14 protein-coding genes are annotated in these 16,747 nt (G+C 72.2%); 5 read left to right on the top strand and 9 right to left on the bottom strand.

Going from position 1 to position 16,747, the window contains the following annotated elements; all coding sequences use genetic code 11:
- Positions 1-19: 19 nt before the first annotated feature.
- Together ACGFU6_RS30660 and ACGFU6_RS30665 are read right to left on the bottom strand one after the other, a co-directional pair.
- Positions 20-880 carry a carbohydrate ABC transporter permease gene (locus tag ACGFU6_RS30660; RefSeq protein ID WP_393615630.1) on the bottom strand — a complete coding sequence of 287 codons (861 nt, stop codon included), beginning with the start codon at positions 878-880 and terminating at the stop codon, positions 20-22.
- 82 nt (positions 881-962) lie between these two features.
- Positions 963-1,976, bottom strand: a complete 1,014-nt coding sequence (locus ACGFU6_RS30665) for an ABC transporter permease (RefSeq protein WP_393615632.1) — start codon at positions 1,974-1,976, stop codon at positions 963-965.
- A gap of 339 nt (positions 1,977-2,315) precedes the next feature.
- On the opposite strand from ACGFU6_RS30665, the gene ACGFU6_RS30670 reads away from it, so the two are divergent.
- The 5 genes from ACGFU6_RS30670 to ACGFU6_RS30690 all read left to right on the top strand — a co-directional run bounded on the left by ACGFU6_RS30670 (position 2,316) and on the right by ACGFU6_RS30690 (position 10,403).
- A complete protein-coding gene (locus ACGFU6_RS30670) occupies positions 2,316-3,302 on the top strand; it encodes a hydroxyacid dehydrogenase (RefSeq protein WP_393615633.1) in 987 nt (328 codons plus the stop codon).
- Between the two features lie 62 nt (positions 3,303-3,364).
- The gene (locus ACGFU6_RS30675) at positions 3,365-4,459 is read left to right on the top strand and encodes a LacI family DNA-binding transcriptional regulator (RefSeq protein ID WP_393615635.1); all 1,095 of its coding nucleotides are present in this window, start codon (positions 3,365-3,367) and stop codon (positions 4,457-4,459) included.
- A gap of 158 nt (positions 4,460-4,617) precedes the next feature.
- On the top strand, positions 4,618-5,973 hold the full coding sequence (locus tag ACGFU6_RS30680; RefSeq protein ID WP_393615637.1) for a M60 family metallopeptidase: 1,356 nt from the start codon (positions 4,618-4,620) through the stop codon (positions 5,971-5,973).
- A gap of 46 nt (positions 5,974-6,019) precedes the next feature.
- Positions 6,020-8,431, top strand: a complete 2,412-nt coding sequence (locus ACGFU6_RS30685; protein ID WP_393615639.1) for a polysaccharide lyase 8 family protein — start codon at positions 6,020-6,022, stop codon at positions 8,429-8,431.
- A 40-nt stretch (positions 8,432-8,471) separates the two neighbouring features.
- A complete protein-coding gene (locus ACGFU6_RS30690; protein WP_393615641.1) occupies positions 8,472-10,403 on the top strand; it encodes a DUF2264 domain-containing protein in 1,932 nt (643 codons plus the stop codon).
- 40 nt (positions 10,404-10,443) lie between these two features.
- Here the strand turns inward: ACGFU6_RS30690 and ACGFU6_RS30695 are convergent, their stop codons facing one another.
- The 7 genes from ACGFU6_RS30695 to ACGFU6_RS30725 form a co-directional block, all read right to left on the bottom strand.
- On the bottom strand, positions 10,444-11,031 hold the full coding sequence (locus ACGFU6_RS30695; RefSeq protein WP_393615643.1) for a GAF domain-containing protein: 588 nt from the start codon (positions 11,029-11,031) through the stop codon (positions 10,444-10,446).
- A complete protein-coding gene (locus tag ACGFU6_RS30700; protein ID WP_393615645.1) occupies positions 11,028-11,804 on the bottom strand; it encodes an ATP/GTP-binding protein in 777 nt (258 codons plus the stop codon). Before ACGFU6_RS30700 ends, ACGFU6_RS30695 begins: the two co-directional genes overlap by 4 nt.
- Entirely contained in the window at positions 11,782-12,153 is a 372-nt protein-coding gene (locus ACGFU6_RS30705; protein WP_185092623.1) for a DUF742 domain-containing protein, read from the bottom strand. The genes ACGFU6_RS30700 and ACGFU6_RS30705 overlap by 23 nt, the downstream gene beginning before the upstream one ends.
- Positions 12,154-12,155: 2 nt before the next feature.
- Positions 12,156-12,590, bottom strand: coding sequence for a roadblock/LC7 domain-containing protein (locus tag ACGFU6_RS30710; RefSeq protein WP_393615647.1), 435 nt, complete (start codon positions 12,588-12,590; stop codon positions 12,156-12,158).
- A gap of 7 nt (positions 12,591-12,597) precedes the next feature.
- Positions 12,598-14,493 (bottom strand): ATP-binding protein, encoded by a 1,896-nt coding sequence (locus ACGFU6_RS30715; protein ID WP_393615649.1) that lies wholly within the window; start codon positions 14,491-14,493, stop codon positions 12,598-12,600.
- Positions 14,494-14,916: 423 nt separating this feature from the next.
- A complete protein-coding gene (locus ACGFU6_RS30720; protein WP_393615651.1) occupies positions 14,917-15,933 on the bottom strand; it encodes an alpha/beta hydrolase in 1,017 nt (338 codons plus the stop codon).
- Positions 15,934-15,961: 28 nt separating this feature from the next.
- Positions 15,962-16,675 carry a C39 family peptidase gene (locus tag ACGFU6_RS30725; RefSeq protein ID WP_393615653.1) on the bottom strand — a complete coding sequence of 238 codons (714 nt, stop codon included), beginning with the start codon at positions 16,673-16,675 and terminating at the stop codon, positions 15,962-15,964.
- Positions 16,676-16,747 lie beyond the last annotated feature (72 nt).

Raw genomic sequence — 16,747 nt, forward strand, 5'->3', positions numbered from 1 at the left:
GAGATGGCCCGGCACCCTCTCAGCCCTTGACGGCGCCGGTGAGCACGCCCTTGGTGAAGTAGCGCTGGAGGAACGGGTAGACGCAGAGGATCGGTACGACGGCGATCACCAGGACCGCCATCTGGACGGCCTGCTGCGGGGCGAGCACCTCGCCGGCCGAGGCCGAGTTGAGGCTCTGGCCCTGGAGGACGTAGGTCCGCAGCACCATCGGCAGCGGCCATTTGTCGGAGTCGTTGAGGTACAGGAGCGAGTTGAAGAAGGCGTTCCAGTACGTCACGGCGTAGAAGAGGCTGATCACGGCGAGGACGGCCTTGGACAGGGGCAGGACGATGCGCACCAGGATGCGGAAGTCGCCGGCGCCGTCGACCTTCGCCGCGTCGTACAGCTCGTCCGGCAGGCTCATGAAGAAGGACCGCAGGACGACCAGGTTGAAGGCGCTGACCAGGGTGGGCATGACGAGCGCCGCGTAGGTGTCGTACAGGCCGAGCCCCTTGACCAGCAGGAAGTTCGGGATGATGCCCGCGTTGAACAGCATGGTGAACAGGGCGATCATCAGGATGGGCCGGGAGCCGGTGACGTCGCGGCGGGAGAGTCCGTAGGCCATGCCGACGGTGACGAGCAGGCTGGCGAGGGTCCCGAAGACGGTGATGCCCACGGAGACGAGGAGCGCCCGGGTGACGACGCCGCCCGTGAAGATCGTGCGGTAGGCGTCGAGGCTGGGGTGGTCGGGCCACAGGACGAGACCGGAGGCCTTGATGATGTCGGTCTGCGAGGCGAAGCTCGTGCCGATGACGCCGACCAGTGGATAGGCCACGGCGAGGACGACCACGACGACGGCGACGGCCTTGGCGGTCTGTCCCATCCGGGTCGGGCGTTCCATCCACGGCGGCCTGCCGTCGGTCCTGCTCTTCCGGGCCGGCCGGGGCGCGGGTGCGGTGGTCGCCGTAGTGGCGCGAGTCTTCTCAGCGGTCAGCACCGCGGTACACCCCTTCGTGGCCGAGCCGGTGGGCGAACTTGTTCGCGCCCAGCACGAGTACGGTGCCGATGACGGCCTTGACGAGTCCGACGGCGGCGGCGACGCCCCAGTCGTTGTCCTTGATGCCGTGGTAGTAGACGTAGGTGTCGAGTACCTCACCGGCGTCCGGGCCGACCGCGTCGCGCTGGAGCAGGATCTGCTCGAAGCCGACGGAGAGGATCTGCCCGAGGTTGAGGATCAGCAGCAGGATCAGTACGGGGGCGATGCCCGGCAGCGTCACGTGCCAGAGCCGGCGCCGGGGCCCCGCGCCGTCGATCGCCGCGGCCTCGTAGCTCTGCCGGTCGATGTTGAGGAGCGCGGCGAGGATGATGATCGTGCCCCAGCCGGCGTCCTTCCAGGCCACCTGGAGGGTCAGCAGCCAGGGGAAGGCGTCGGGGTCGCTCATCATGTCGTAGCGGGGCAGCCCCAGACCGCCCAGTACGTCGGGCAGCACCCCGGCGCCGCCCAGGATCTGCTGGAAGATCGAGACGATGATGACCCAGCCGATGAAGTGCGGCAGGTAGACGACGCTCTGCACGAAGCGCCTGATGCGGTCGCTCGCGATGCTGTTGAGCAGCAGGGCGAGGGCGATTGGGATCGGGAAGAAGAACACCAGCTGGACGAGGGCGATCTCCAGGGTGTTGAACGTCGCGCTCCAGAAGGCGGGTTCACCGAACGCGGAGGAGAAGTTGGCGAAGCCGACCCAGACGCTGTGCATGTAGCCGAGGTAGGGCTGGTAGTCCTGGAACGCCACCACGTACCCGAGCAGCGGCACGTAGTGGAAGACGACGAAGTAGAGCAGGCCGGGCAGGGTGAGCAGCAGCATCACCCGGTCGCGCTTGATCCGCTGCCCGAGCGTCAGCCGGTGTGGCGTGGCAACGGTCCGGGCTTCGGGCGGGGCGGGTTCATCGGCCCGCTGCCGCCGTTTTTCCCGCGGCAGCGGGGGTGCTGTGTCAGCCATGGTGCGTCCTGTTCGGCCGGGTGGCGCGTAGTGAGCCTTCTGCGGCCGCAAGTTAGTAAGCGGTTAACCCAAGCGTCAAGGGATCCGAGCGAACGTCTTTGTTTCGCAGTGCTCTCCGGAGGAAATCCAAGCCGGAAAATCGCCTTATTACGCCTCAATAAGGCCAGTTGTATGCGGAGAGAGCTTGACGGTCGACCGTCACGCTCCCTAGCGTGCCGGTCATTCCATAGAACGCGATTACTGTCCGGAGGCAGGGTGCGAACCACCGAAGAGGCACCGGCTCAATCCGGTACCGATGCCGCGAACCCGCCCGGAAGGCGGCCGCGCACGGTACTGGTCATGAGCCCCGGACTGCTGGACGAGGTCTTCCCGCCTCCCGTCCGGGCCCGGCTGGAGGAGGCGGCGGACCTCCTCGACCCGTCCGTGATCAGCGAGTTCGACTCCCCCGCCGCCACCTCGGCGCTCTCCACCGCCGAGGTGCTGCTGACCGGCTGGGGCTGCCCGCCCGTGGACGCCGCGCTGCTGGCGAGGGCGCCCGCACTGCGGGCGGTGATCCACGCGGCCGGCACGGTGAAGACGTTCCTGTCCCCGGACGCCTTCGACCGGGGGATCACCGTCTCCTCGGCAGCCGCCGCCAACGCGGTGCCGGTGGCGGAGTTCACCCTGGCCGCGATCATCATGGGCGCGAAGCGGGTGTTCCCCCTGGCGGGGCTCTACCGGCAGCGCCGCACCCACCGCACCGGCGCCGACCTCGACCGGCAGCACTGGCTCGGCACGCACGGGCTGACCGTCGGCGTGGTCGGCGCCTCCCGGATCGGCCGCCGCGTCATCGAGCTGCTGCGGGTCCTGGACGCGCAGGTGCTGCTGTACGACCCGTACGTGAGCGCCGCCGAGGCCGCGCTGCTCGGTGTCACCCCGGCCGACCTGGACACCCTCGTGGCGACCAGCGACGTGGTGACCGTGCACGCCCCGGACACCCCGGAGACCCGGGGGATCATCGACGCCCGCCGGATCGGCCTGATGCGTCCCGGCACCCTCCTCGTCAACACGGCGCGCGGCCCGCTGGTGGACACCGAGGCGCTGACCGGGCACCTGGTCAGCGGGCGGCTCGACGCGGTCCTGGACGTGACCTCGCCCGAGCCGCTGCCGGCCGGCCACCCGCTGTGGGACCTGCCCAACGTCTTCCTGACCCCGCACCTCGCGGGCGCCCAGGGCAACGAGGTGGGCCGCCTCGGCGCGCTCGCCGTCGACGAGCTGGTGCGGTACGCGCGGGGCGAGCCCTTCGGCCACCCGGTGCACCGGGCCGACCTGGGGAGAATCGCATGAGCTCCGTCCCGCCACAGGGCCTAGGCTCGGCGTCACACAACAGCCACCAGGGGGTGAGCCGGATGCGCCGGCAGAGCACGGCCGCGGACGGACAGCGGCGCGCGACGGTCACCGACGTCGCCCGGCGCGCAGGGGTCTCGACGGCCACCGTCTCCCGCGTCCTGAACCGCAACTACCCCGTCGCCGAGGCGACCCGGGAACGCGTCGAGTCGGCCATGCGCGAGCTCGGATACGTGGTCAACGCGCACGCCCGCGCGCTGGCCGGGGTCTCCAACCGCACCGTCGGCATCATCGTCAACGAGGTCATCGACCCGTTCTACGCCTACATCGCCCGGGGTGTGGAGCGCGAGGCCGCGCTCGGCGGACGGCTCTGCCTGGTGTGCTGCACCCAGGGCGACCCGCAGCGCGAGCTGGCCTTCATCGACCTGATGCACGAGCGCAGGGCCGACGCGGTGGTGGTCGTGGGCGGCTCCATCGCCGACCGGGGCTACACCTCCGAGCTGGCCCGCCGGGCGCGCGAGCTGGACGCGGGCGGATCCAAGCTGGTGCTGTGCGGCAGGCCGCCGCTGGGCGAGGCGGCGCCGACCGCCGCGGTGGAGTACGACAACGAGGGCGGCGCCTTCGCGATCACCGACCACCTGCTGATGCAGGGCCACGAGCGGATCCTCTACCTCGGCGGTCCGCCCAAGCTCTCCACCACGCGTGACCGGCTGGCCGGGCACCGACGCGCCCTGGAGCTGCGCGGGCTGCCCGCCGATCCCGAACTGGTCCAGTCGGGCGCCTTCAGCCGCAACTTCGGCTACCGGCGGATGGCCGAACTGATCCGGGACGGGCTCGACTTCACGGCCGTCTTCGCGGCGAACGACGTGGTGGCCGCCGGTGCCGCACAGGCGCTGGAGGAGGCCGGGCTGCGGGTGCCCAAGGACATCTCACTGGTGGGCTACGACGACATCCCGGTCGCCCAGGAGCTGCGCCCCCGGCTGACCACGGTCCACGTGCCGCTGGAGGAGATGGGACGTCAGGCCGTGCGGCTGGCCGTCTCCGGCGGCGACGAGGACGACTGGCGGGAGCCGACCACCGGCGCGCTGCGGCTCGGCACCCACATCGTGGTACGCGATTCCGTCGGTCCCCGGGCCGGCAGGTCCACGCGAGGTTGACCGGTTACTTCCTGCCTGTCCGCAGTTGGCCATAGAAAAAGACAGTAACTTCCCGACTCCCCTTGCGGCTCGACAGCAACCGCTTACATGCTGACGGCACGTCCCACCCCGTTCCGCACGCTTCCGCCCCTCATTCGTTTCTGCAGGGAGAGTTCCGCATGCGTAAGCACATCTCCTCCGCCGCCCCGGTCGCCCGCCGCTCCGTACTCGCCGCCGCGGCCGGCGCCGCGGCGGTGGCAGCAGTCGGCGCCACCGCCTCCTCCGCGCAGGCCGCCCCCGGCCGGCCGCTCGCCCGCCCCGTCTCCCTGACCGTCACCGCCCGCCCCGGCGCCGAAGCCGAACGGCTGCGGCTCGCCCAGGCGCTGCGCGGCTCGGAGTTCCAGCCGACCGGCCTGTACGTCCCCGCCGGCACCCCGCTCTCGCTGACCGTCCGGCCGCACGACGGCCTGCTGCCCACGCTCTGGATCGGCGCCTGGGACTACTACGGCGAGATCACCGAACCGCGCGCCCACCCGCTCACCGCGGGCGCCAACACCGTGACCGACCCGCACGGCGGCCCGGTCTACCTGACGCTCACCGGGAACGGCGAACGGGCCTCGGTGCTCATCCGCTCCGGAGCAGTCCCCATGCCGGTCTTCACCCTGGGCCGCACCACCGAGGCCGACTACCAGCGGCAGCTCGACACCCTGACCACCTCGCCCTGGGTCGAACTCCACGGGCCGGACACGATCATGACGCTGACCCGGGACGGCGCACTGCAGTACCGGGACGAGGACCACGCCGCACTGCTCCGGCTGGTCGGGACGATCATCGACTCACATGCCCGGATCAGCGGCCTGGACGGATCACGCCCTGTGCACCGGCGCAAGGCGGGCCCGTACCACTTCACCGAGGTCAGCAAGGTGCCGACCGGCGTCGGCGCGTACGCCACGCACGGCTACAACGGCTTCCCGCGCGCCTATCTCGACCGTGCCACCACCGTCGAGGGACTGCGCACCCGCGGCTGGGGGCTTTACCACGAGCTCGGCCACCTGCACCAGCAGATGGCGTACAAGCCGGGCGGCCTCACCGAAGTCACGGTGAACATCTACTCGCTGGCCGCCCAGCGCACCCTGGACCAGCCGTCCAACCTGCTCACGGTCGACCCGGCGACCGGGCTGACCGCCTTCCAGACCGCACGCGCCAAGTTCGGCACGGCCGGGCTGACGTACGAGAAGTCGTTCGGCGCCTACGAGAAGCTCGTGCCGCTGCGCCAGCTGGAGCTGGCCTTCGGGGACGACTTCTGGCCCCGGCTGCACAAGCTGGTGCGCGAGGAGAACCCGCAGTCCGACGCCACGGAGAACGACAAGCGCTACCGGGCCCTGGCCACCTACTCCAGCCGCGTCGCCGGCCGCGACCTCACGGACTTCTTCGTCGGCACCTGGGCCTTCCCGATCGACGCCGTCGGCCGGGCGGAGCTCGCCGCCCTGAACCTGCCCCGACCGGACGTCGACCCGAGCACGCTCACCGACTGAGCGGCACCGACATGGACGACGCAACCGCACAGGACAGGGAGTCATCGTGCAACTGAGCAGAAGGACCCTCCTCGCCGCGAGCGGCGCCACCGCCGTCGGCGCGGCGCTCGCCCCGGCGGCGGGCACGGCACAGGCCGCGGACACCGCACCCGGTACGGACCAGGACTTCGACGGGCTCCTCCAGCGGGCGGAGACCCTGATCACCGGAGGCGGGTTCGACCCGTCCGACCCCGACTTCGCCGCCGCCCTCGCGGCCCTCGACAGCACCGCGAAGGAGCTGTGGGACACCCTGGAGCGCGGCACCGGACGGACCGCGCTGTGGGCCGACCTCTCCCCCGTCACCGATGCGGGCAACTTCGGGCAGAGCTACACCCGGCTGCGCACCCTCGCCACCGCATGGGCCACGCCCGGCGCCGCCCTGTCCGGTGACGCGGCGACCGCCGACGCCCTGCTCGGTGCGCTCCGCTTCACGTACGACGCCGCCTACCATCCGCAGGCGGGCGAGAGCGGCAACTGGTGGTTCTGGGAGATAGGCGCCCCCCGCGCGTTGATGGACTGCTGCGTCCTGCTGCGCGGCCTGCTGCCCGAGGACGACCTCACGGACTACCTGGGCGTCGTCGACCGGTACTGCCCCGACGCCGACCGCAGGACCAACTCCCCCACACTGTCCGAGACGGGCGCCAACCGCACCGACAAGGCCGTGATCGTGGCGCTGCGCGGGCTGCTCGGCAAGGACGCGGACAAGGTCGCATCGGCCCGCGACGCCCTCTCCGACGTGCGCGACTCAGGACGCAACAGCCTCTTCCGGTACGCGGGTTCGGGTGACGGCTTCTACGAGGACGGCTCGTTCGTCCAGCACGAGGTGGTCGCGTACACCGGCTCGTACGGCACCGTGCTGCTGGGCGGCGCCGCCTGGCTGATCTCGCTCCTCGCGGACTCGCCGTGGGCGGTCGCGGACCCGAAGGTGTCGGTGATGTACGAGGCCGTGGAGCGCAGCTTCGCACCGGTGGTCTTCGACGGGCTGATGATGGACTCGGTGCGCGGGCGGGCCGTATCCCGGGAGCGCGCGGGCGACCACCGGGACGGCGCCTCGGCCCTCGCGGCGATCCTCCTCCTGGCGTCCGGCACTCCCGCCTCCTACGCGGACCGCTGGCGGTCGCTGGTCAAGGGCTGGCTGACCCGCAACCGCACCACCCCGTTCGCGGCCCTCGCCACACTCCCCCAACTGGCCCTGGCCAAGGCCGTGCTCGAGGACCGCGCCATCCGCGCGGGGGCCCGTACGACGGGCAGCTTCGTCCTCGCGGACATGGACCGCGTGGTGCACCGCCGCCCCGGCTGGGCCTGCGCGCTGTCGCTCTCGTCCAAGCGGATCTCCGCGTACGAGGCGGGCAACGGCGAGAACCTGCACGGCTGGTACACCGGCGACGGCATGACGTACCTGTACGACGGTGACGACCTCGGGCAGTACAACGACGGCTTCTGGCCGACCGTCGACCCCTACCGGCTCCCCGGCACCACGGTCGACACCCGCCACCGCGACGACCTCGGCACCGGCGCGGGCACCTCCACCTACCTGCCGTCGAACGGTGTCGCGGGCGGGGCCGTCCTGGACGGCCGGTACACGGTGGCCGCGATGGAGGTGGCCGGCGCGCCGGGCAGCACGCTGCGGACCAGGAAGGCGTGGTTCCTGCTGGACAACGCGGTGGTCGCGCTCGGCGCGGGCATCACCGCGAGCGACGGCCGCGCGGTCGAGACGATCGTCGAGAACCGCAACCTCGGCGCACGCGGCCGGGACCGGCTGCTGGTCGACGGAGTGCCGCTGCCCGTGGAACAGGGCCGGGCCGACGAGTTCCGCCGGGCCCGGTGGGCGCATCTCGACGGAGCCGGCGGCTATGTCTTCCCCGACGGCGCCGCGCTGCACACCCTGCGCGAGGAGCGCACCGGGACGTGGCGGGCCATCAACACGGGCGCGGACACCGGCGGCAGCACCGATCCGGTCACCCGGCGCTATGTCACCCTCTGGGTGGACCACGGCGTCTCGCCCACCGACGACGGCTACGCCTATGTGCTGCTGCCGGGCGCGTCGGCCGCCGCCACCGCGATCTGGGCGCACTCCCGGCCCGTACGGATCGTCGCGAACGACGCCGTCGCGCAGGCCGTGGAGGACCGCAGGACCGGGCTCAGCGCCGCGCACTTCTGGGGTGCCGGCTCCGCGGCCGGGATCACCTCGTCGGGGCCGGCGTCGGTGCTCGTGCGGCGAAGGGGTTCCCAGGTGTCCGTCGCGGTCGCCGACCCGGGCCGGACGCAGACCTCGCTCACGGTCGAACTCCCCTTCCGGGTGCGGTCGGTGGCGCACGCCGATGCCACCGTGCGCGTCATCCCCGGCCGCAGGACCGTCCTCACTGTCGAGACCGGCGGCTCCCGAGGCCACACCCACCGCACCGAACTCGTCCAGTAGCCACCTCTTCCGAGTATCGATCCCGAGGAGCAGCGCCACCATGCCCGTCACCCCGTATCTGCAACTGCCTCCCACCGACCGGGTCCTGTCCTCGCGCACCGGCTGGACCCGGGCGCACTGGGAGGCGACGGCCGACCGGATGCTGGACGCGCTGACGCCGTACGCCTCACCCGGTTTCGCGCAGTACCGGCTTCCGGGACGCGGCAGTTGGTCGGGGGTCGTCTCGGACGGCCTCGAGGGCTTCGCCCGCTCGTTCCTGCTCGCCGCCTGCCGGATCGCGGGCGCGGGCGGGGCGGTCGACCCCTCGCTGACCGAGCGGTACGCGGCGGGTCTCGCGGCCGGAACGGATCCCCGTAGCGGTGAGGCCTGGCCGCGCCTGACGGACTGTTCGCAGCAGATGGTGGAGGCGGCGTCGGTCGCGGTCGCGCTGCACGAGACCCGGCCGTGGATCTGGGACCGGCTGGACGCCGGGGTCCAGGAGCGGGTCGTCGACTGGTTCTCCGGGTTCGTCGGCGGCCGCACCTGGGACAACAACTGGCGGCTGTTCCAGGTGGTGTCCGAGCAGTTCCTCGCCTCCGTGGGCGCCCCGTACAGCCGGTCCGACATCGAGGACGGGCTAGACAGGATCGAGGACTGGTACGTCGGTGACGGCTGGTACACCGACGGGGACGGCCGCAATTTCGACTACTACATCGGCTGGGCGATGCACCTGTACCCGCTGCTGTGGGCGCGGATCGCCGGACCGGAGGGCGACGGCGGCCGGGCGGCGGTGTACCGGGAGCGGCTGAGCCGGTTCCTGGAGGACTACCAGCACTTCTTCGGTTCCGACGGCTCCCCGGTCCACCAGGGCCGTTCGCTCGCCTACCGCTTCGCCGCGCTGGCCCCGGTGTGGATGGGGGCGCTCGCCGACTGCACTCCGCTGGCTCCCGGACTCACCCGCCGGCTCGCCTCGGGCACGCTGCGGCACTTCGCGGAGCGCGGCGTGCCGGACGAGCGGGGGCTGCTGACGCTCGGCTGGTACGACACCTTCCTCCCGTCCACCCAGCCGTACTCGGGTCCGGCCTCCCCGTACTGGGCGAGCAAGGGTTTCCTCGGGCTGCTGCTCCCGGCCGACCACGCGGTGTGGACGGCGCGCGAACTCCCCCTGCCGGTCGAGGAGTCGGACACGTACACCGCGCTGCCCGCACCGGGCTGGCTGCTGCACGGCACCCGGAACGACGGGATCGTCCGGCTGGTCAACCACGGCAGCGACCACAACCCGCCCGCGCCCGAGGCCAGTACGTCCGAGGACGATCCGGACCGGGGCGCGGGCGAGGACGACCCGCACTACGCGAAGCTCGCGTACTCGACGACGACCGCGCCGCAGTCCGCACCGCACGCCGCGGCCCGGAACATCGACAACCACCTGGCCCTCATCGCACCGGACGGCACCCCGTCGCGCCGCCGCCGGATCCATCCGCTGCGCTGCGAGGGCCGCGTCGCCTCCTCCTGGTCGGCGGCCCGGCTGCCGGGCGACGAGCGCGCGTACCGGATCGGGACGACGAGCGTGCTGCACGGCCCGTGGGAGATCCGGGTGCACCGGGTCGAGTCACCCGAGGGCGCGGTGGTCCGCGAGGGCGGCCACGCGGTCGCCGGCGCGGTGAGCCCGTTCGCCTCGTCGGGTCCCGACTGGGCGCTCGCCCGCACGGCCGACGGGCTGACCAGCGCGGTGGTCGCGCTGTACGGCTGGGACGGCGGCGCCGACGGGGCGTCGGTGGCGCGCGACGTGGAGTCCAACGCGTACGGACCGCACTCGGCGGTCCCGTATCTGCGCGGCGCGCCCCGTCCGGGCGGCCGGAGCGTTCATGTGTCGCTCGTCGTGCTCTCCCGGGACAGCGTCCATCCGGAGGCGCTGCGGACGGCGGTGCGGGTGCGGGTGGACGGCGACGCGGTGGTGCTCACCTTCCTGGACGGCAGCCGGGTGGAGGTCTGACCTGCGGCCCCGGGCCCCGACCCGGGCCGGCGGGGCGGGCTCAGATCCCGATGCTGTTGTCCTCCCGGCTGTGGATGTGCCCGATCAGCTCCTGCGCCAGGGACTTGATGGTGTCGAGCCCGGCCCGCCCCCACGGGCGGGGCACGGTGTCCACGGCGCAGACCGCGCCCAGGGCGATCCCCGTGCGGTCGATGAGCGGCGCCCCGAGGTAGGAGCGGATGCCTATGTCGTCGACCACCGGGTTCCCGGCGAACCTCGGGTAGTCGCAGACGTCCTCCAGGACCAGCGCCCTGCGCCGGACCACGACGTGCGGGCAGTAGCCGTGGTCGAGTGCGACGTAGCGGCCGCTGCGGCCGCTGCCCGCCGCCGTGGCGCCCAGGTCGGCGCCCTTGCGAGTGCCGGCGGGGGTGTGCAGTCCGGCGTAGAACTGCCGGTTGCCGTCGATGAAGTTGACCATCGAGAAAGGCACTTCGGTCACCTCGGCCACCCGGTCCGCGAAGGCGTCGAAGTTGTCGAAGGAGGCATCGGACCGCTCCCCCAGACCTAGGCTGCGCAGCCGCTGGGTCCGGACGGGGGCGTCGCTGTCGACGGGAGTCAGCAGCATCCGCCCGATGGCGTGCGGGATCACGTATGGGCTCCGAAACTGCCGTGGCCGGAGAGCGGGGCCGGCTCGGCGGTGGCGTTGATGAGGTGCTGGACGAGGGTGACCAGCGCGCCGGTTCCCGAGCTGGCGATCCGGGCGTCGCACAGGACGACGGGCACCGCGGGCGCCAGGTCGAGTGCGGCCCGCACCTCCTCGGGGCCGTAACGGAAGGCTCCGTCGAACTCGTTGACGGCGACGATGAATCCGATACCGCGCCGTTCGAAGAAGTCGACGGCGGCGAAGCACTCCTCCAGCCTGCGGGTGTCGGCGATGACCACGGCTCCGAGCGCGCCCTGCGAGAGCTCGTCCCACATGAACCAGAAGCGTTCCTGGCCGGGGGTGCCGAACAGGTAGAGCACGTGCTGCTCGTCCAGCGTGATCCGGCCGAAGTCCATGGCCACCGTGGTGGAGGTCTTGGACTCGATGCCTTCGAGGCTGTCGGTCGCCGCGCTGACCTGGGTCAGCAGCTCCTCCGTGCTCAGCGGCGCGATCTCGCTGACCGCGCCGACGAAGGTCGTCTTGCCGACACCGAAGCCACCGGCCACCAGCACCTTGAGCGCGACGGGGAAGCCCTCGGGGCCGCTGGGCCCCTGGGCGTGCCCGAGGGAGCCGGGGGCGTCCTCGTATCCCCCGTTTCCCGGGACCCCGGCGTGACCAGCGCTCCCGGGGCCGTCCGCGTAGCCGACGTTTCCTGGGCTCCCGGCCCCCGGGTACGGGGCGGAGCCGTCGAAACCGTCAGAGCTGTCGTCGTAAGCCATCGAGCACTGCCTCCAGCAGGGATCGGTCAGTGGGCATGTCATGGAAGGCGGGCGGGTGCGCGGTGACCGCTCCGCAGTCGACCAGGTCGGAGAGGAGCACCTTGGTGACGACTGCGGGCAGTCGCAGGTGTGCGGCGATCTCGGCCACCGACGTGGGTCCGCCGCACAGTCCAAGCGCGACCGAGTGCTCGGGGCCGAGGTGGACCTGCGGGACGGTCCCGGTGGCCATCACCAGGGAGAGCAGGTCGAGCACGGTGGTGGGGCGTGTGCGGCCGCCGCTCACCGTGTAGGGGCGGATGAGGCGGCCCGCCGCATCGTCGAGCAACGGCGCGTCCTGCGTGGCCGACACGCTCACAGCCCCGTGGCGCCCGGCGCTCCGGCCGCTTGTCTGGTCGGGGTCATCAGATAGGGCCGGACGCTCTTGACCAGCATGGTCATCTCGTAGCCCAGCACGGCGGCATCGGCGCTCCGCCCGGCGAGCACGGCCAGACAGGTGCCGGAACCGGCGGTGGCCACGAACAGGAGCGTCGAGTCGAGCTCCACCACCACCTGGCGGACCTCCCCGTTGTCCCCGAACCGCGCCCCGGCGCTGCGGCCGAGCGAGTAGAGGCCGGCCGCCAGCGCCGCCATGTGGTCGGCGCTGTCGGCGTCCATGCCGTGGAGGGATTTCACCAGCCCGTCGGCGGACAGCAGGACCGCGCTTCGGGTGTACGGCACGCGCTGTACCAGCCCGCTCAGCAGCCAGTCGAGGTCCGAGACCTGACCGGACGGCGTATCGGTCGCCATGGTGCATCTACTCCTTGGAGGTGTTCACGTCGAGTGGGTTTTGGTCGCTGTGGTAAGAAGCGGTCCGCAGGAGCTGCCCCGGGGCCGCTGCGCCGCGCACCGGAAGCGGGGCCGGCGGCGCCCCGGCGGCTGCCACCGCTGCCGGATCCGCTCCGGAGCCGGACTCCGCCCCGGGTTCCGTCTCGGCGCGGGCCTCCGCGAGGTCGATGCCGCGGCGGAAGGCCGCCACCAGACCCGGGTCGTGCAGGGTGGGTTCGTCCTCGGTGCGCGGGGCCGGGGCTTCCCTGAGCTGGGGAACCAGGTGCTCCTGGTTCGCGCGCCGGGGAAGCTGCGGCCGGCCCATCGTGCCGCGGACGACTCCGGTCTCCGGCGGGAGCGCCGGTACCGCGTCGTCGGCCGGGCGGATACCGGGGCGGGCCTCGGGGGGCGTGGGCCGGTCGAGGCGTTCGGCGCGCAGCGGGAGGGGCGGGCCCTCGCCCTGACGCCGGGTCTGCTGCGGCTGGTGCATGCGCAGTGCCTGCTGCTGCGGGACGTAGGGCCGGCGCTCCCGCTCGGGGGCGGGCGTCGTACCCGGGCCGAGGTCGCGGGGGGCGGGGGCCTCGTCCAGCGGCGGCGGGCGGTGCACGGGGCCGGGGGGCGGGGCCGGGGCCTCGCCGGCCCCGGTGTCGCCCTCGGCCCCGAGCAGGGACTGCGGAAGCACCAGCACGGCCTGCGTACCGCCGTAGATGTTGCTCTGCAGCCGCACGGCGATGCCGTGCCTGCGGGCCAGTGAGGCCACCACGAACAGCCCGATACGGCCGTCCTGGAGCAGCCGGGCGACATTGACCTGGTCGGGGTCGGCGAGCAGGGCGTTCATCCGCTTCTGCTCGTTGCCCGGCATGCCGAGGCCCCGGTCCTCCACCTCGAGGGCGAGGCCGGCCGTGACGTGCTGGGCGCGCAGCAGGACCTGCGTCTGGGGGGCGGAGAACACCGTGGCGTTCTCGACCAGCTCGGCCAGCAGGTGGATCACGTCGGCCACGGCGTGGCCGCGCAGGGTGCCGTCGATCGGGGGCACCAGCTTGACCCGCGGATACTGCTCGACCTCGGCGATCGCGGAGCGCAGCACCTCGGTCATGGTGACCGGGTTGCTCCACTGCCGCCGGGAGACGGCGCCGCCCAGGACCGCGAGGTTCTCGGCGTGCCGGCGGATCCGGGTGGCCAGGTGGTCGACGTGGAAGAGGCCCTTGAGCAGATCGGGGTCCTCGACCTCGTTCTCCAGCTCGTCGAGCAGCTGGATCTCGCGGTGCACCAGGGACTGCAGCCGGCGGGCGAGGTTGACGAAGACCTCGACCTTCTGGTCCTCGCCGGTGTGCTCCGAGAGCCGGGAGGCCTGTACGACGGCGGCCACGGCCGCCTCCTGCTGCCGGCCGAGCTCCTGTGCCAGCAGCTCGAAGGCGTCGCTGCCGGGGGCGATGGTCTGCGGGGCCCTGCGGGTGGGTACGGGTTCGCCGTTGCGGAGCTGTTCCACCACCTGCTGCAGTTCGGCCTGGCCCTGGGCGCTGGCCCGGCGCAGGGCGAAGCAGCGGCCGAGGACGGTGGTGGCGACGCGGTTGGCGGCGAGGAAGGCCGCCGCCACGGCGGCGAGCGCCAGGGCCGCCGCCGCGCCCAGCGCGGTCCAGAGCTCGGTGGACGGCGCGGTGCCGGTGGAGCGGACCGTGAGGATGACGGCCGCGGCTCCGGTGAGCATGACGGCGACGGCCGGCAGCACGGCGGTCCGCAGGAGTTGGGGGCGTATACGCGCCTCGGGGGACGGCTGGGCAGCGCGCGGTCTGGCCGCGGCCGAGTGGGAACGGGCACCCGGTCGGCCGTGCCGCCCGCCCTCTCGGCGTTCCGGTCGCGCGTCGGGTGCGCGAAGTTGAGACATCAGCGTCCTCGGTACGTGGGGCCCCAGGAATCGGTATCCATGTGGTGGCACCTACGGTGGTCGGTCATTCTCGGATCATCGGCCGGGCGGGCACGGGAATATGAGCCCACCGTTGATCACCGGACACACACGGTAGTCGCCCGGAGCGAGGCCGCGGCGGGCAGTTGCGGAACTTGCCCGCTATCCGTCCCGCTCTGGTATGACCTCTCGCACGAGCGACCGAATAGGCAGGTCCGGTCAGTGCGTCATGCGAGGGGGCGGGCGCTGGCCGTCGTCCCCGGCGGCACGCGAGAAGCCCCCTCGAACACTGCCGAGGGGGCTTGCCGGGTGTGCGGGGGGCCGGTGTCCCGCTCCCCGCACGGCCTGTCCGCCGGACCGGGCCGGGCGGGGAGCGATCCTACGGGCGCCGCTTCCGTGGGGCCCTCAGGCCTTACGGAGCCGGGCGACGATGCCGTCGAGGTCGCGGCGGACCAGGTAGTCGCGGATCATGTGCCCGCCCGGCTCCTCGTACCACTCGTGCGGGATGCCGGCGGCGCCGAGGAGGGCCCGGAACTCCCGCTGGCCGGCCAGCACCTGGGTCTCGTTGACCGTGTCGAACCAGTTGACCGGGTCGGGGCTGGTGCCCGCCACCAGGAACACCCGTTTGTTCCGGTAGCTCTCGACCCGCTCGACCGGGTTGTCGGCGCTCACCCTGGCCTCGTCCCACAGCGGTACGCCGTAGACCGTGCCGCCTCCCAGGTCCAGGGCGGCGGAGGAGGCGTTGGCCCAGTGGGTGACCAGTCCCGCGTCGCGACGCAGACTGGCCGGGCCCGAGTGGGCGCTCACCGAGGCGAAGTGGCCGTAGTACTTCGCCGCGTACTTCAGTGCGCCGAAGCCTCCCATCGAGAACCCGGCGACGGCCCGGCCGTCGTACTCGGCGTAGGTGCGGAAGTTGGCGTCGACCCAGGGAATCAGCTGGCCGATGTGGAACGTCTCCCAGTTCCGGGGGCCGGAGTTGGTGCTGACCGGGTTGGAGTACCAGCCCGCGTGCCCGCCGTCGGGCATCACGACGATGACGGGCTTCCCGGCCGTCCAGTCCCGGATGCCCGCGCGGTCGAAGGTGATGAAGTCCTGGTCGGTGCCGCCGCCGTGGAGGAGGTAGAGGACCGGGTAGGTGCGTGCACCGGTGTGGTAGTTGTCGGGGAGCAGGACGTTGACGCCCGGATTCCAGCCGATCGCGTCGGTCGCGAACCGGTAGAACCACATCCGCGGATCGCTCTCGTCGTGCTCCACGACGCGCAGCCCGAAGCCGTCTCCCGCCGCACCGGCCGGGGACGCGGCCGCGAGGATGCCCCCGGCGCCCAGGGCCATCGCGGCGGAGAGTCCGCCGGCGGCCCTGATGATGTTCCTGCGGGTGGGACCGTGGCTGGGGTGGCTGCGGTAGCTGGGGTGGCTGCTCAACACGGCCTCCTGGTGGGAAGGGAGCGGGTCACGCCGAGTAGCCCTTCGGCGGGATCAGCGTGGCGAGCTGATCGAAGGAGATCCAGTAGATCTGGTTGCCGCTGAAGGAGGCGGGATCGGCTATGAGGACCGTGCGGTCCACGTCGTCGTAGCCGAACACGGTGAAGTAGTGGTAGATCGTCTGGTCCGAGGGGTAGCCGGGCGGTTGGTTGCCGGGCGGGGCCACGATGTTGGCCACCAGCGGGTAGTTGCGGTCGATGTCGAAGACGATGTCGTTCCACAGCAGGTCGCGCTGACCCTGGGTGGGCGGGTCGTTCGGCATCTCCTTGGTCTCGTACCAGCCGCCGCCCAGGTTCGAGTTGAGTACGCCGGTGACCTGGCCGATGTGGTCGGTACCGGCCTCGGTCGTGCCGAGCTGGCCGGCCAGGGCGGCCTGGCTGGGCGGGGCGGTCCTCGCCGAGAGCGCGATGCGGGTGGCGGCCGGTCCGCACCAGTAGCCGGTCTCCTGCACCTGGTAGTCGATCGCCAGCCAGTGCCCGCTGCTGGTACGGCCGGAGGCGACCTTCAGCCGGGTGCCGGGCGCGTTGTGCCCGCTGACGACGGCCGTGCCGGCCTCCGTGCCGTGGGCGAGCACGGATACCGACGGGGTGTGCGGTGCGGGCGAGGCCTGGGCCGTGCCGGGGTGGAGGAGAACGCCGACGGCGGCTGCGGCGATCGCTGAGGACACGAGTCTCCTGCGCATATAAGGCTCCTGAGGGTGGGGGGACGGGCCTTGCGGGAAGAACGTCCGCCGGGGAACGCTCCCGGCCGGCGC

This window comes from Streptomyces sp. NPDC048462, assembly GCF_043200175.1.
In the GTDB taxonomy this organism is placed as follows: domain Bacteria; phylum Actinomycetota; class Actinomycetes; order Streptomycetales; family Streptomycetaceae; genus Streptomyces.

What these genes read in the sequence shown, in the direction of transcription:
- ACGFU6_RS30660 (WP_393615630.1), bottom strand. Translation starts at nt 880, where the DNA reads ATGGAACGCCCGACCCGGATGGGACAGACCGCCAAGGCCGTCGCCGTC.
- ACGFU6_RS30665 (WP_393615632.1), bottom strand. Translation starts at nt 1,976, where the DNA reads ATGGCTGACACAGCACCCCCGCTGCCGCGGGAAAAACGGCGGCAGCGG.
- ACGFU6_RS30670 (WP_393615633.1), top strand. Translation starts at nt 2,316, where the DNA reads ATGAGCCCCGGACTGCTGGACGAGGTCTTCCCGCCTCCCGTCCGGGCC.
- ACGFU6_RS30675 (WP_393615635.1), top strand. Translation starts at nt 3,365, where the DNA reads ATGCGCCGGCAGAGCACGGCCGCGGACGGACAGCGGCGCGCGACGGTC.
- ACGFU6_RS30680 (WP_393615637.1), top strand. Translation starts at nt 4,618, where the DNA reads ATGCGTAAGCACATCTCCTCCGCCGCCCCGGTCGCCCGCCGCTCCGTA.
- ACGFU6_RS30690 (WP_393615641.1), top strand. Translation starts at nt 8,472, where the DNA reads ATGCCCGTCACCCCGTATCTGCAACTGCCTCCCACCGACCGGGTCCTG.
- ACGFU6_RS30700 (WP_393615645.1), bottom strand. Translation starts at nt 11,804, where the DNA reads ATGGCTTACGACGACAGCTCTGACGGTTTCGACGGCTCCGCCCCGTAC.
- ACGFU6_RS30710 (WP_393615647.1), bottom strand. Translation starts at nt 12,590, where the DNA reads ATGGCGACCGATACGCCGTCCGGTCAGGTCTCGGACCTCGACTGGCTG.
- ACGFU6_RS30715 (WP_393615649.1), bottom strand. Translation starts at nt 14,493, where the DNA reads ATGTCTCAACTTCGCGCACCCGACGCGCGACCGGAACGCCGAGAGGGC.
- ACGFU6_RS30725 (WP_393615653.1), bottom strand. Translation starts at nt 16,675, where the DNA reads ATGCGCAGGAGACTCGTGTCCTCAGCGATCGCCGCAGCCGCCGTCGGC.